At 38.5% G+C, this 14,750-nt stretch carries 13 protein-coding genes; 9 read left to right on the top strand and 4 right to left on the bottom strand.

Going from position 1 to position 14,750, the window contains the following annotated elements:
- Nucleotides 1–360: 360 nt before the first annotated feature.
- From AC59IL_RS36760 to AC59IL_RS36795, 8 genes are all read left to right on the top strand, one after another.
- On the top strand, nucleotides 361–2,724 hold the full coding sequence (locus tag AC59IL_RS36760) for a tetratricopeptide repeat-containing sensor histidine kinase (RefSeq protein ID WP_496557243.1): 2,364 nt from the start codon (nucleotides 361–363) through the stop codon (nucleotides 2,722–2,724).
- Between the two features lie 42 nt (nucleotides 2,725–2,766).
- Entirely contained in the window at nucleotides 2,767–4,728 is a 1,962-nt protein-coding gene (locus AC59IL_RS36765; RefSeq protein WP_496557244.1) for a sigma 54-interacting transcriptional regulator, read from the top strand.
- A gap of 199 nt (nucleotides 4,729–4,927) precedes the next feature.
- Nucleotides 4,928–5,149, top strand: coding sequence for a 2TM domain-containing protein (locus tag AC59IL_RS36770; protein ID WP_496557245.1), 222 nt, complete (start codon nucleotides 4,928–4,930; stop codon nucleotides 5,147–5,149).
- Nucleotides 5,150–5,159: 10 nt separating this feature from the next.
- Nucleotides 5,160–5,741 carry a cupin domain-containing protein gene (locus AC59IL_RS36775; RefSeq protein ID WP_496557246.1) on the top strand — a complete coding sequence of 194 codons (582 nt, stop codon included), beginning with the start codon at nucleotides 5,160–5,162 and terminating at the stop codon, nucleotides 5,739–5,741.
- Nucleotides 5,742–5,744: 3 nt separating this feature from the next.
- Complete coding sequence (locus tag AC59IL_RS36780; protein WP_496557247.1) at nucleotides 5,745–6,323, top strand: carboxymuconolactone decarboxylase family protein; 579 nt, start codon at nucleotides 5,745–5,747, stop codon at nucleotides 6,321–6,323.
- Nucleotides 6,320–7,129, top strand: a complete 810-nt coding sequence (locus AC59IL_RS36785; RefSeq protein ID WP_496557248.1) for an alpha/beta fold hydrolase — start codon at nucleotides 6,320–6,322, stop codon at nucleotides 7,127–7,129. The genes AC59IL_RS36780 and AC59IL_RS36785 overlap by 4 nt, the downstream gene beginning before the upstream one ends.
- Nucleotides 7,130–7,224: 95 nt before the next feature.
- Nucleotides 7,225–7,497 (top strand): hypothetical protein, encoded by a 273-nt coding sequence (locus AC59IL_RS36790; protein WP_496557334.1) that lies wholly within the window; start codon nucleotides 7,225–7,227, stop codon nucleotides 7,495–7,497.
- Nucleotides 7,472–7,561, top strand: coding sequence for a hypothetical protein (locus AC59IL_RS36795; RefSeq protein WP_496557333.1), 90 nt, complete (start codon nucleotides 7,472–7,474; stop codon nucleotides 7,559–7,561). Before AC59IL_RS36790 ends, AC59IL_RS36795 begins: the two co-directional genes overlap by 26 nt.
- 223 nt (nucleotides 7,562–7,784) lie before the next feature.
- Here AC59IL_RS36795 and AC59IL_RS36800 read toward each other — a convergent pair whose 3' ends face one another.
- From AC59IL_RS36800 to AC59IL_RS36810, 3 genes are all read right to left on the bottom strand, one after another.
- Nucleotides 7,785–8,408: a hypothetical protein gene (locus tag AC59IL_RS36800; protein ID WP_496557249.1), complete on the bottom strand. Its 624-nt coding sequence runs from the start codon at nucleotides 8,406–8,408 to the stop codon at nucleotides 7,785–7,787.
- 72 nt (nucleotides 8,409–8,480) lie between these two features.
- Nucleotides 8,481–10,280 (bottom strand): hypothetical protein, encoded by a 1,800-nt coding sequence (locus AC59IL_RS36805; RefSeq protein ID WP_496557250.1) that lies wholly within the window; start codon nucleotides 10,278–10,280, stop codon nucleotides 8,481–8,483.
- A gap of 1,594 nt (nucleotides 10,281–11,874) precedes the next feature.
- Entirely contained in the window at nucleotides 11,875–12,180 is a 306-nt protein-coding gene (locus tag AC59IL_RS36810) for a hypothetical protein (RefSeq protein WP_496557251.1), read from the bottom strand.
- 550 nt (nucleotides 12,181–12,730) lie between these two features.
- On the opposite strand from AC59IL_RS36810, the gene AC59IL_RS36815 reads away from it, so the two are divergent.
- The gene (locus tag AC59IL_RS36815; protein ID WP_496557252.1) at nucleotides 12,731–13,168 is read left to right on the top strand and encodes a hypothetical protein; all 438 of its coding nucleotides are present in this window, start codon (nucleotides 12,731–12,733) and stop codon (nucleotides 13,166–13,168) included.
- A gap of 337 nt (nucleotides 13,169–13,505) precedes the next feature.
- On the opposite strand, the gene AC59IL_RS36820 is transcribed toward AC59IL_RS36815, so the two are convergent.
- Nucleotides 13,506–14,744 carry a site-specific integrase gene (locus AC59IL_RS36820; protein ID WP_496557253.1) on the bottom strand — a complete coding sequence of 413 codons (1,239 nt, stop codon included), beginning with the start codon at nucleotides 14,742–14,744 and terminating at the stop codon, nucleotides 13,506–13,508.
- Nucleotides 14,745–14,750: the final 6 nt, after the last annotated feature.

The following is a 14,750-nucleotide window of genomic DNA, read 5'->3' on the forward strand; positions in this document are numbered from 1 at the left end:
GTGGGGGAGCGGTGAGGAAACGAACCGCTCTACCCGGAACCTGTTTATAAACGATTTGGTAGAAATTCAACGCTTTACGTATATTTTGAAACACACAAATAACAAGGCAAGGCAGGCATCAGGATAATAAACTTAAACGATCGTCATTTGCGCTAATTTAGTATTGGTATTATATATTAATGAACAATTAAATAAGTTGTTGTTTACCAAATGCAACACTGCAGCAAAGCCTTCTTCCATATTCCTGCCGCCATTTTTATTTTGGTGGCTTTCCCGTTTTTGTCATTTCCCCAGTTAAAAGATAATGTTCATTCACAATTGGTTTTACAACTTCAGAAAAGTAAAACGGATACAAATCGTGTGTCTCTTTTACTAAAGCTCGGTCAATATTATAATCAGAGGGAATATTATTTGTACAAAACCGGTAATCTGCATACGCAACTCGACAGTGCCTGTTTCTTCGCAGCCGAAGCCCTCCATTTGAGCCAGGCCTTAAAATATGAAAATGGCAAAAATGAGGCGATTTTAATAAAAGGAGATGCATTGATCAGGAAAAACGATATCCGGTCAGCGCTTACCCTTTTGGATGCACTAAATGATTCAACCCGCTTTCGTTTATTAATAATATTAAGCCGGCATTATCTTTTTCATACTAACCGATCCAAAAAGGACCTGGACAGCTCCCGGCTTTTTTTAGAACAGGCAGATAGCATAGCGCAAGCTCATTTGCCTGGAAAATGGCAACAGGAGCCTGACGGTAAAGCGCTTTATTATTTTAATGCCGGCGACATACCGCAAGGAAAAATTCTCTGTAAAGAAATAACCGGAAATATAAGCCAGCCTGGTGACGAAGAAATGGAAGCCCGTTTGTGGCAGGATCATGCCTTTTTAATTCAATCTCGCGACACTTCAGGTATAACCAGGATGTACTGTTTTGAAAAAATGCGTTCCCTTTATATAAAAACCGGCAATGAAGAAAAAGAAATAGAGACCTTAGAAAATATTGCAGACATCCACATGACGCATGGCATGTATGTTCTTGCTGAAACCGAATTATTGAACGTAATTCATCGATATAAGAAGATCAACTATCCCATTCGTCCCTTTACCTATAATTTGCTGGCGGCCACTTACTCCAAAAGAGGGGATTTTGCAAAAGGAGTTTTGTATGGATTAAAGGCAATAGAAAGCATGGACGCTACCCATGATTCAAGTTCGGCCCTCAACTTTTACAGTCATCTTGGCCGTATGTACAGGGAATTAGGGCAGCCTGAAAAAAGTGTAGCCTGGTATTGGAAAATGTTTAATAACCGGAAATTTTCTGATAAGAGTAATATGTATTCTTTCAGGGATGCGGGTCATTTGGCAAGAGAACTTATTAAGTGTAAAAAGGAAAAGGAGGCGCTTGCATTTATTCTTGACATCGAAGCCAGGAATAAACCGGTTGGCCCACATGCACAGGCAAGCCTGTTTGCTTCACTTGCATATTGTTACCATATTATGAATCGCGATCAGCAGGCGGAAAGATATTATCTTAAACTGGCAAAACTGACGGGCCAGTTACAGAAAAACAATGAAATAACCACCGAAGTCCATTATGAGCTCGGGCAATATTTCCTGGATACACGGCAATATGGAAAAGCTACGTACTATTTACAGAAAGCACTAAATGCTTCGGAAGGCATCAATACGTTTTCTATAACAAAGGATATTTACATGATGCTCTACAGGGCCGATTCCGGTACGGGAAATTGGAATGCTGCTGCGCAACATTTACTAAAGCACAAACTGTTGAACGATTCCATCTTCAACGAAACTAAAAGCCGGCAAATAGAAGAATTGCAGGTTCAATACGAAACTGTTAAAAAGGAAAAGGATATTAAATTATTGAACAACCAGAATCAATTGCAGCGTATAAGGGTTGAGCAGGCCAATAAAGCAAAAAATATTATTCTGGCAACGGCGGCGCTATTGCTTATTATTATCGGGTTAATATTTAACCGTTACTTATTGAAGCAAAGAATTAACCGTAAACTGGAAGCTAATCAGAAGGAATTGGATCAGAAAAATTTATTTTTAGAAACCCTGACTAACGAGCAGGATAAGCTGCTCAAAGAAAAAGAATGGTTGATTAGAGAAGTGCATCACCGGGTTAAGAATAATCTTCAGATGGTAACCGGTTTATTGTACTCGCAATCGATATATCTTGAGGATGAGGCAGCCCGGTTGGCTGTCAATGACAGCCTGCGACGAATGCAGGCAATGTCCCTGATTCACCAAAAACTTTACCAGGATGAAAATACTACTACAATTGCGATGCCTGCATATATCAACGACCTGGTGCGTTACCTCCATGAGAGTTTTGATGCCCACAGCCAGATAACTTTTGAACAAACTATTGAGCCGTTGGATCTTGATGTATCGCAGGCAATCCCCGTCGGATTAATCATTACCGAGAGTATTGTCAATGCTATCAAGTATGCATTCCTGAATGGACAGAAAGGGGTCGTAAGCCTTCATTTACAATACGAGGGTACTGATCATATATTGCTTAAAATATCGGATAATGGCATTGGCTTACCAGCAGGACTCGACATGATGGAACATCATTCGCTGGGGCTTGATCTGATGCAGGGGCTTACCAGGCAGTTAAAAGGCACCATTAATATTGAAAGTAATAAAGGGGTGCATATAACCGTCAGGTTTAAACCTTTAGTTAAATGATCCCGATCAAATCCCCGCTTAAAAAGATAATGTAATAAATATATGAATATCAAAATATTAATTGTAGAGGATGAGTTTATTGTGGGTAATGCGCTGCGTTTGGCAGTAGAGCAGGCTGGTTATAGCGTAACAGGTATTGTTGCATCCTGTGAAGAGGCTGAGGAGAACCTCCAAAACCAGCAACCTGACCTTGTATTGCTTGATATCCGATTAGAAGGAAAAAGTTCGGGTATTGACCTGGCCAGGAAACTAAGGGCCGACAATGTCCCTTTCATTTATTTGTCGGCTAATTCAAGCCAAAAAATACTGGAAGAAGCAAGGACAACCGAACCTTACGGATTTTTAGTGAAACCATTCCGGGAGAAAGACCTGCTGATCGCCCTGGATATTGCCTGGTATCGTCATACGCACAGCCTTGAATCAAGATTGCGCAATGAAGAGCGTTTACAACAATTGCTGAGTGAGATAAGTAATGAGGGATCTGCTATTCAGGTAAAATTTTTAAAACTGGCTGGGGCGCTGCAATCCTTTATCCCGTTTGATTTTATGGCAACAGGTGTAAGGCCCCAGAATAGAGAACGGTTCACTGATATAGGTTATCTGCGGGTTGGTTTTGATGAATACCAGCCTATTGGTGAAAAAGAATTACTCACGATGACGGGCTTAAACAAAAGATCTTTTTATACAGCTATTGAAAATAGCCATGCCGACAGCAATGGGAACATTTATAACAACGAAGCACCTACCGGTAATTCCCCGAACAATTCACTGCAAAGAATATTGTTAGATTGTTTGCGATTGGAGTCATACCTGGTATTTCCTGTTTCACTTGGCTATGGGTTGTCGGTTCATTATTTTTTTTATAGCCGCCAGCCTGGTATTTACAGTAAAAACCATCTTACTTTTCTAAACCGGATAAAACAATGCCTGACAGACCTGGCTGAAAAGATCATTTATTTTGAGACATCCTCAGCTGTAGAAAAGGATCGGCCTGTTTCTCCGAATGAGAAACAAAATAAAGCGGAGTTTTATTCCGGGTTCGAAAGTATTATTGGGAATCATCATCTTTTATTAGCTGCATTAGACCTTGCTACGCAGGTGGCACCTTATAATACATCCGTGCTGATATTGGGCGAGAGCGGCACAGGCAAAGAAAAAGTAGCTCAATCAATTCATGAATTATCAACCAGGAAAAAGGGACCATTCATTAAGGTTAACTGTGCTGCTATTCCTGAAACGTTGGTAGAGTCTGAGTTGTTCGGTCACGAAAAGGGCTCTTTTACGGGCGCTATTGAAAAAAGGAGAGGAAAATTCGAACAGGCTGAAGGCGGAACTATTTTTTTGGACGAGATCGGAGAACTGCCACTTGCTATACAAACGAAATTATTACGTGTTTTACAGGAAAAGGAGATCGAATATATCGGTGGCAATTCTCCTCTAAAAGTTAATGTTCGCGTTGTTGCCGCAACAAACCGTAACCTGGAAAAAGAAGTAGCCGAAGGAAGGTTCCGCCTTGACCTGTATTATCGACTGAACGTTTTCCCTATTACTTTACCGCCATTGCGTGAACGTAAAACAGACATAGAAGCGCTGGCCCTGTTTTTTGGAAATAAATTTTGTAAGGAATTCAATAAACCCTTTAATGGTATCTCAGATTCAATGATCCAAAAAATATACGCATATAACTGGCCTGGAAATATTCGCGAACTGGAGAATGTTGTAGAGCAGTCTGTGGTTCTTAATGATGGCAGGTCGAAACTGCAACTAATGCGGGACCTTTCATCACCGGCTTTTAGCGGTACCGGGAAAAACGGTATTAATACATTTGATGAAGTAAAGCATATTCAGCAGGAAACAGAAAGAGAATATATTACTTCCATCCTCAAAAAAACAAAAGGCCGTATACGGGGAGTCAATGGAGCCGCAGAATTATTAAATATAAAACCAACCACCCTCGAATCAAAAATGGCCAGGCTGAATATAAGAAGGCAGGATTTTGACTAACCAAACTCCAATATTTTCGGAGTTTGGTTAGTTAAAATCCGAAAATATCGGAGAGCCATGCCTGTATTTTTTCCCGCTCTTTATGGTAAACTTTTACATTTGATCTTACTGTCAGTTTATTACAAAATTGCTTTTCCAGGAATATTATTCCTGTAGCAGAATGGCATACAAATAGTCAACATTGATCAAAACTATTTGTATGGCACATCCTAATCAATGGAGCGAAGCCTCCATCAACCCCAAAAAGGGTTTCAGAATACATTTCATCGTTTTCCTGCTAAGCATCCCTGTTATGTGGATCGTATGGTACTTCACGGATAGAAGCTACCCCTGGCCGCTATGGTCCACCATTGCATGGGCAATCGGCGTTCTATTCCATTACCTGGGAGTATATGTTTTCAAAAAATCAAAAAGCAACTAAAAGCAGATCTATGAACCAGCAACAAAAAACGTTCAGACGTATTATAACAGGTCATAACATGGATGGTACAGCGGTTATTATTTCTGATGCCCCGCCCACGCATACCCAACTTGTTGGCGGACCAGGCGGCCCTACTTTTTTTGAAGTATGGCATACGCTGGAAACGCCTGCATTGATTCATGCGCAGCCGGCGGAACCTGATGAAAAGGGCCTGATATTACCGCCTCCTAAAAACGGCACCCGTTTACGGGTAATTGAATTTCCGCCGGAAGGTGAAGAAATACGAAAACTAACCGGGGCGGATGCGGCAGCTAAATTCAAATCAATGGGCGATGAAAAAGCCTCCACCTCAAACGAAGCTGCCCCTCATCCATTGATGCACCGCACAAAAACGGTTGATTATGGAATTGTATTGGAAGGCGAAATAACATTGGTGCTCGATCAGGAAGAGACGATCATTCAGGCTGGGGATATCATTATTCAAAACGGCACCAATCATGCCTGGGCCAACCGCTCAGGCAAGACCTGCAGTATGGCCTTCATTTTGATCGATGGGGAGTTTACACCTGAAATTGTAAATCCTAAAAATTAAACCATGCGTATACAACCATTACCACCAGCTACACTTGGTAGCGAAGCCCGTTCGGTACATGATGAGATCGCCAGTCTTGTTGGCCGAAGTCAAAGCCAGGTAACAATGATGGATGCGCAAGGGGCATTATTGGGTCCTTTCCCGGCCATGTTACACTATCCGCAATTCGGCATTCCGGCGTTGGGTTTTCTCAGAACGTTGGACATGCATGCAACGCTTAACAAAAGGGTTCGCGAGGTGGCTATCCTAACGGTTGCGGCGTCCTTTGGCGCACGCTTCGAACTGTATGCACACGAGATCATGGGGGAAGCATTTGGTATTTCACCCGATGTTATCGCATCGCTTGCAGCAGGCTGTCATCCTTATAGTTTAAACGAACAGGAGGCCATTGCTCATACTATCGCCCATGTGCTGGTTACCGGTCATGTTGTGCCGGATTCAACTTATAAGCGGGCTGTTCACCTGCTTGGACAGGATGCGGTAGCTGAACTCTTCTTTCTTATCGGCGGCTACTGCTTTATAGCAATTATTTTAAACGGATTTGATATGCCGTCACCCGAAAATTCAAAACATCTTAAATGAAAAAGTCAATTATTTCACTGCTTTTTGCTGTAGCAGTTATTACAACAGCAGTTTCATGCGCTAACAATAAAAAAGAACCAGGTGCACCCCAGGTTTATGTACTGGTACATGGAGCGTGGCAGGCGCCATACGTTTGGGATTCTGTGCAGGTCGATCTTGTTAAAAATGGCAACAAAGTGATTGTGGTGACGTTGCCGGGTCACGGCTCCGACACAACGGCTCCGCATAAGCTGAGTCTTGATGTATACAGGGATGAAGTGATCAGGGCAATTTCAGAAGCCGACAGCAATGTAATTCTGGTAGGACATAGTATGGGCGGAATGGTGATTTCAAGTGTGGCAGAAAAAATTCCCAATAAGATCAGAAAACTGGTTTACATAGGGGCTTTTCTTCCTGCAACGGGGCAGGCGCTTACGGATCTTGCTTATTCGGACCCTGGCTCCCAGTTGGGCCCATTGCTGATACCTTCAGCCGATCAATTGACACTTGATGTAAAACACGACAGCCTCACGTATCTTTTTATCAACGACGGTTCACCAGCTGTTAAAAACCTGGTGTTGGCCAACTACCGGGCAGAACCGGCCATTCCATTTGCCAACAAGGTTACTTTAACAAATGAAGGTTTCGGTTCAGTAGATAAAATATATATCAAGACATTGAAGGATGTGGTGATATCACCAGTTCTGCAGGATCGCATGATAGCAGCGGCAGGTATAAAAACAGTGTACACGGTGAACACAAGTCATTCGCCCTTCCTGGCAGAACCACATACTGTTTCAGCGTTGTTAATCAAGGCTGCACAATAAATACGATTTACATTGACGAGAAATTTAATGCTCTCAATGTGTGTGCTGCTGGGCAGCATTTAAATCAACTTACGTCTCCCTCAGTAGTTGTGAATATGCCTGTATCCCAACTTTTGAATGCGCCCGGAAACGGGTATTTCAAACAACTCGGCGCCAAAGTAGATATTGTAGCTCCAAAATACAATCCTGCGCCAGAGAGGTACGGCCTGATATATCCGGAAATGGCAAAAACACATATCATGGCCATTCAATATTTGCAACCCGTTGGCTGGATAAAATTCGATCGTACATATACAGGTGGATTTGAAGAACGCCGGAGGTACAGTATTGGAACAACCAGTGGTGACAGACGGAAACCTGATCACTAGCAGACACCCTATCGATGTAGCCGAATTTTCCAGGGCGGTAGAAAGCTGGTTGATCAAAAAGTAATAATTTTTTTATTAAAACTAAAAACCCTTCAAATCGTTGGATTTGAAGGGTTCATTTTTCTGGTCGGGCAGACTGAACGCTCCCAAAGAAATTAATTATTTGGATATCATTCATTTGCAACTAACGGGAAGTGTGGTTCACCGTTTGGTTCGCAATGAGGGGAAGAACCTATATAGTCAATTAAAAATACTATTTTGTCACAATTTGAACTAAAAATATTTAATTAGTTTCCAGTTTCATTTTTAATATTCTCAGATATTTCCTTTTTTGAAGCTGATACAACTTTTAAATTTAAAGTATCTCCTAAAATAGCCAACGCTGAAAAAGAGAGGTTGGAAAACTCTCGAAATAAAAAAACGTATTCTTTACTTTCGTCAATTTCGAATAAATACCGAAAGTCCTCGAAATAGCTACTGTGCATTTTAAGCAATTCTGTAATTCCGTTTTCATCCTTAGATGGGGCCGGGAGATAGTTAGGTTTTGAATGTTCAGTTCCATCGCCATGCATTAAATTAATGCCAATAAGTTTTTTGTATGTATCATGCCCTTTATAGTGTTCTATTATTTTCGACTTAGTATCTGAACTTAATGTTTTAAAAAGTTTTGCAAGATCATGAGTTCTCAATAACCTACTATTGCCTTGCTTTAGTAACCCTTTTAAAGTTAGTTCTAAGGCAAAGGTGATATTTACAATTGGCATACACAACTTTGGATGAATCATTGAATCGAATTGCTTTATACCACTTTCTTCAGCTTTGAAATTTTCTGCCGCAGCTAAAGTGCCTCTTTGAAAAAAGTCTACAGCTGTGTGAAAAATGAAAAAAGGGGTATTAAGTGGTGTGGCCATACTTTAGAAAGTCTTTTTTAAAATCTAGAATTAAAACTAACAGGCAAAGAAAAATTGAGTGCGTTTGCAGTTTCACTTTAGGGATATATTTTTCTTCCACAATTTACTTTTCGGCGGAATTTTTTTATTTAAAAGCAGCCCAAATACACCATCACGAGCCTGTTTAATCGATTCATCATTTAATTTAATATCCAGAATTTGTGCTTTTTCATATTTCCCGTCTTTTTCTATAAATAGCTCATCATTTACATTTACTTCCATTCCTTTAATGCTTATAATGCAAACAGTATTTTTGCGAAAAAATTCTGTAGGCTCATAAAGCAATATTATATTGGTTGGTTTAAATGTTATTACTCCAAAATCAAGAATTGCTCTTCTAGCTTCTTCTTTTGTTAAAATGCCATTTTCAATTTCAGAGTATAAATTGAATAGTTGCCACGTTGAAAGTAATCCCCTTTGATCATTAATTGCATCTTGTATTTGTTGTTCTGTAAAGGGAGGATTTCTTCTTAATAGTGGGGGTAAGTATCTTTGATGATTAACTATATAAAGCGCGAATACGTCAAATTTATTTCGCTCTCTACATCTACGATGTCTTATTTTTGATATCTGACTACAATCTGAATCAGTTGATGTGCCACCGATTCCTTTGCATTCAATTATAAGAAGTCCTTCATCTATTTCAATTTGAATATCTTCTTCTAATACTTTTGATTGATTTTGATGATCAAATTGTTTAACTCTATCATATCCTAGCCATTCAAAAAATTTTATTAGTGAAGTAACTAAAGCTTCTCCAGTTTCCATGATAATATCATGCAAAAAAGAAAAGGTAGTGGCATTGTTTTGAATCTTCTTTTCGGATTCTTCTAGCGCCTTTCTAAATGCTATTTCTATTTCATTCTTTTCTTTTAGCAGAGTTGCATGATTAGGAAGCCAGTATTCCATTTCGGCTGACCAACCAAAATTTGTTGAATAGGGAAAAAGTGATGGGTAATAATTTGGTCCAATTCTAGATAGAAACTCTAAAATAAATTCACTTTTTTGTTTTATTTGCGGCAACATAATGAGATTATGATTGCCAGAACTAAAAAGGTAGGATACGATATCTCCATTAAGATTTTTAATTAACGAAACATACCTCTGGTCTGGCAAATAGCTTCCGTTTTGCCAAGTTGAAGGAATTTCAAATGTTTGATTGTATTCAGCATTTTTGATGTATTTATTTAAGAAGGGGCCTAAATCTCCATTTAGATTTTCAACAAAAAGTTCTTTTCCATATTTGGGATAACTACATGCATCCTCCCAAAAAGAATATATACTTTGCCTTTGAAACCCCTTGCTATCATATCTTCCATCTGTGATCTCAATGAATTCATATTCGACATCATATTGTTTAGATGAAAAAACAAGTACTAGGTAATCTCTATTTTGAATACTATTAAGTTCATCTCTTAATTTACTACTTACCAAAGGCCTTGGGTCAAAGAGAGATTCAGGATAACTAGATAATAATGACGAATAACTCTTGCCCGTTCTTAATATTTCAGAATGATTATTTTGGTCGTAATCAACAGTTTTGTAATTATCAAGGTCGATAATAAAAATATCAAACTCATGGATATTTCTTGGAAAAGTATGATTTAATGATACCAAGCAATTTTCACTGCGGCTTTTATTTGGAACTTTAACTTTTGCACCTAAACTTCCTACAAATACATTTGCACCTGTTTTTTGTAGTGCTTCAATAGTTTTATCCTCTAGGTCAAAACAACAGATTCTCGGTCTTTCAATAAGCCCGATCTTTTCTTTTCCGTTATTTATTTCAGTATTAATTTCATTTTTTTTTCTGGGGTTGTCAAATAATTTCATATAAAGTCAACGTTTTGCACACAAAAAGGAATGAATGTTATAAGACCGGAAGTAACATCGTCTAACTTAAAAGTTCTTTCGTACTTACCTATAGTCGCTAAGCAAATTTTACAATACTAATAAACTGTATAGCAATCCCGCCATTTTCAATCTGGCAAATATCTCCACTATCAATGCCGGTAACAGCTTCCAGGTCAAATTGGGTAAATTCTTTACGATCCTAATCCAACGGAAATTTTACACTAAAGTGAACGATTTCTAAGTTATAATTTTCGGTTCTTTAGTGGGTTAAAATAAACGAAAAAGTATACAAATTCATGTAAGTTTCCATATTCTACCATAACAGTGCTGTGGTTAACTATGTAAAATTGATTCTAATCAATTATAATAAATGATAATGTACTATTGGAGACAAAAATGGCCATCTTTTTAAGCTTAAAGTTTAGTACCTTGGTTCTCAAACTTCTACCTTTATAAATCAAAAGAAATAAGGTAGATAGCTAATGTGTTCTGTAGTATATTACACAGATAAAAAGCGTTTTTATTTTAATCATAGGGCTCAGAAACGGTAAGGGTTAACCCTCGTTTCTTTCTTTTCACCAGCCCCCAATTTGAAGTAAGAAATTTAGCACGCGGTTAGCCTTACATGACTTTCAATCTTTCCTTCATCCTTATTGAATATTATATGTAAAGAGCCTTCAACAATTCCACCAAAAAATGTTATTCACCCACAAAAATTAACGGTAGCCGAAATTGTCAATCCCCATCAGGTTGTTTATGAGTTGTTTGACTTTGCCCATCTGCCGCAAATCCGGGATTTGTTATGGGAATTCTTTAAAACAACCGTTATCGTCAATTATACCCACAAATTGCATAGACCAGAGCGGGAACTGGTGGTAACGGTTTGCGAAAAATTGAATAACTAGTAGAGGCTGCGCATATCATTAATGAAAAGCAAAAACTGTCAAAATAGCCCGTTTTTGAATCGTACATGTTTTACCGGAGAATATTGATTCGGTTAATCTGGGAAAATTTTGCGGAACTTACCAGGTTGAAGCTTAATTGCATGAAAATTGGAAACGTTGGTAGAAAATATTGTCCGTATAACAAATGCAGAAAAGCTATTCTGGTCAGGTTTTACCACAAATAGCAGGAATAGGCCCCAGTTTGATTTACCGGTGGCTAACCAATGCCAAATACAGCTACAATGAATACCAGACATAGAAAATGTAGTGAAATCGCTTGGTGTTGATATGGTTTAATAATATCAATGAGGTGTATAGGCATTTGGGGGAAGGGCATATTTTTTATTCCCTTACGACCTATTGGAATTTGCTAGTGAAAAGAAAAAGGCGAAGACTAAGAATTTGCCTTGCATGGTCGTTGAGTGTGCGTATGTTCACACAGCAAGATGTATAGTTGTATACAACTATTTGTTTTTCCAGGGGCTTCTTGGTTATCTACTCGGGCATTGAGGAAACATGGTATGGGCTGAAACATTATAATTGTGCACAATTATACATCTTGCTGTGCACACCCTAAGTGTACCCGATACTCTAGTTTTCGGATTACCAAAACTTAAGCGCACTACTGATTATTTTAGAAGCAAATTTGTCTTGAAAGTATTTATATTAAAGAAGCCCAGTTTTTGTCCACCATACATATCATATACATTACAACCAAATTGAAATTTCAATTTTAGCAGTACAGGTTTAAGTTGTTGCCAGGTGGATTCATTAGCATTTTTTAACGGAACGCAAATTCCCAATGCGTCACCGTCGTTTATTCCCAAACCTGGCATAGGAACAAAATCAAAAGGAAGCCCTTTCATAAATATTTTTTCATGTACCTTAATAAAATCCAACTTCTTTGTAGTTTCGGCTATAACATTAAATGCCATAAATTTTATCTTATTACTTCGATATTCAATAAATCAGGTTTCCCGTACCTTTTTATAATTTCGTTGGAAATAAAAATTGCAGTTGCCTCTGATATTTGCTGGCCTCTGGCATCAATTTTAATAGAATGAATAGCATTCGCAGGAACATGCAACTCGTAATAATTTAACGGCCAACAATAAAACGAATGGTTCTGCCTATTTTTTCAGCACTAGTCAAATCGTGGTTAAAACGTGAAGGGCTACATTGATTTGAGTATTGTAATCTTCAGGCGTGACATGCCCCAAATCTAAATCATTCATTTTTATTGTTGATTTTGAAAATGTGAAGTTGCCCGACGGTTATATGACATTTTACAAACTTAACACTAATCAATGTTTTTACGATTTCGTTTATTTTCACTGTGATATACACATTTTTCAATTATTAATTAAAATGAAGATATTTGTAAAATTTTTTTTGCTGAAAGTAGCGTATAGTAGCGAAAAAACGGATGTTGTATGCAAGGCTAATGACAGCAGCGATTTATAACAGCATACTAACTTATTGCAAATGAAGAATCTTTTCTCAATCGATAAGTCGTATAAAATTCGACATAAAATTCTTGAAGTCTTACATAAAGACTGGGAGACAAACAACCATGAAGAAAACAGGAGGGTAGGTTCAATTAAAATCGCAACCGAGACAAAATACCCGATTTCTGATATCCACCGTTACCAACACCTTCTAGTTGAAAAAGGAGAAATAACAATTTCTGATAATGACGGGCAATCAATGATGACAATCCAACAAAATGGAATAAGTGCCTTCGTGGACAGAAGGTATATAAAGGAAGGAAGAAAAGACAAATGGGACGGAATTTACGATTGGGCTAGAATACTAATTCCTCTTGGTGCTTTGATATTGTCAATAATAAATTACTTTTCTAATCAAAGTATCAACAATAAGATTAAAGGTATTGAAACACGTATTGAACAACAAAAAAAATAAATTTATGTATAAGTTGGCTTATGTCTCAGGGAGTAACACGGATATATCCTCTACTTTAAGACAGACAATTGACGACATCAATAGAGTTGGCGGCAAAATTGTTCATATTGTCCAATCTCAATCAGGACACACCTCGGGTTACACTATAGTGACAGTGACAATAATATATACTCAAGGTGAAAATATTCAGAATTGGAGATAAGAATTTGGAAAAGCAATGCTGATAGAAGTAGGTTAGCTATTTGTACTTCTATCAGCATTTGAGCATAAAACCAATTGAGGGAATTATCTGCATACCTTGCATACCCCTGAGTCGTTATTAAAGTGTCATTTTCGTCTATTTTTTATTATTATCAATCTTCCGCTGCAACAACTCCATATCCATCCCAATTTTCAGTCCGGTCACCTTTGCATAGATCATTGTAGTAGTAAGTTTAGTATGCCCTAACATCTTACTAATGGTTTCAACCGGGACACCATTCATTAATGTAACGGTAGTAGCAAAAGTATGGCGGGCTATATGAAAAGTAAGATTCTTACGGATGCCGCAAATTTCACCAATTATTTTCAGGCTCCGGTTCATTTCCTGGTTGGTTACCCGTGGGAACAACATTTCGTTTTGTGTTGGCACCTCGTACCGACTATATTTTTCCAGCACCGTAAGAGCCGGACTTAACAGGGGAACATTTACGCCAATTTCGGATTTTGCTCGACTGGCCTTTATCCATTTCTTTCCATCCAACGCTTGTAGAATATTGACAGGTTGTAGCGCCATCAAATCAACATAGGCCAAACCGGTATAACAACTGAATACAAATAAATCTCGTACTTTTTGTAGCATTGGATTGTCGAGCGATTGGTTTTCCAGTGCGGCTAATTCCAAGTCAGTCAGGAAGTCGCGGTCTTTCTGCTTAAACTTTAATTGAAATCCGATAAAAGGATTTTTATCCAGCCATTCTTTTTTTACCGCCCAGGCTACCATTTTCTTTAGTCGCTCCAAATGCTTCATGGTACCATTATTGGTACAGGGATCGGAATCTTTGATGGGGAATGACCTGATGTAAAATTCAAACCCGGTAATAAATTCATAGGTCAGATCTTTAAGCATTATGTCCTCTTTCTTTATTTGCTGTGAAAGAAAAACTTTCAGGTACTTCTCGGTGGTGTAATAGTTTTTCATGCTGCCTTTCTTCAGCACTTTTTGCATAATTGTATTATGCTGGTTAACTACCCACAACAATGAATGCTCTACCTTTTTCTCTTTTACAATACCGGCATAGGCATCTTTTACCGCCGCTGCTGTTAGTGGTTCGCCTTTCATTTGCAGCTCCCGGTAATGCCGGGCCAGCTTTCCTCTTACTTCTTCCAGGTAGCTGTTGAACTGTTTGAATGTAGTTGTTTTGGGCCAGGCTTTTCCTTTGCCGGAATTCCAATCGGTAGGAGAGAGGTATTCTTTTAGTGCCAGTTCGCAACGGGTGCCGTTTACGGTAATCCTTGCATAGACAGGTGATTTTCCATTCAATTGCTTGTTGTTACGCATTACAAAGTGTACTCCGAATGTTCCTGAACTTGTCATACAACA

Source organism: Niastella sp. sgz303648, from assembly GCF_059587045.1.

Coding starts and splice junctions, on each gene's coding strand:
- AC59IL_RS36790 (WP_496557334.1), top strand. CDS start 7,225: ATGCCTGTATCCCAACTTTTGAATGCGCCCGGAAACGGGTATTTCAAA.
- AC59IL_RS36775 (WP_496557246.1), top strand. CDS start 5,160: ATGAACCAGCAACAAAAAACGTTCAGACGTATTATAACAGGTCATAAC.
- AC59IL_RS36765 (WP_496557244.1), top strand. CDS start 2,767: ATGAATATCAAAATATTAATTGTAGAGGATGAGTTTATTGTGGGTAAT.
- AC59IL_RS36815 (WP_496557252.1), top strand. CDS start 12,731: ATGAAGAATCTTTTCTCAATCGATAAGTCGTATAAAATTCGACATAAA.
- AC59IL_RS36820 (WP_496557253.1), bottom strand. CDS start 14,744: ATGACAAGTTCAGGAACATTCGGAGTACACTTTGTAATGCGTAACAAC.
- AC59IL_RS36785 (WP_496557248.1), top strand. CDS start 6,320: ATGAAAAAGTCAATTATTTCACTGCTTTTTGCTGTAGCAGTTATTACA.
- AC59IL_RS36800 (WP_496557249.1), bottom strand. CDS start 8,408: ATGGCCACACCACTTAATACCCCTTTTTTCATTTTTCACACAGCTGTA.
- AC59IL_RS36805 (WP_496557250.1), bottom strand. CDS start 10,280: ATGAAATTATTTGACAACCCCAGAAAAAAAAATGAAATTAATACTGAA.
- AC59IL_RS36810 (WP_496557251.1), bottom strand. CDS start 12,180: ATGGCATTTAATGTTATAGCCGAAACTACAAAGAAGTTGGATTTTATT.
- AC59IL_RS36780 (WP_496557247.1), top strand. CDS start 5,745: ATGCGTATACAACCATTACCACCAGCTACACTTGGTAGCGAAGCCCGT.
- AC59IL_RS36770 (WP_496557245.1), top strand. CDS start 4,928: ATGGCACATCCTAATCAATGGAGCGAAGCCTCCATCAACCCCAAAAAG.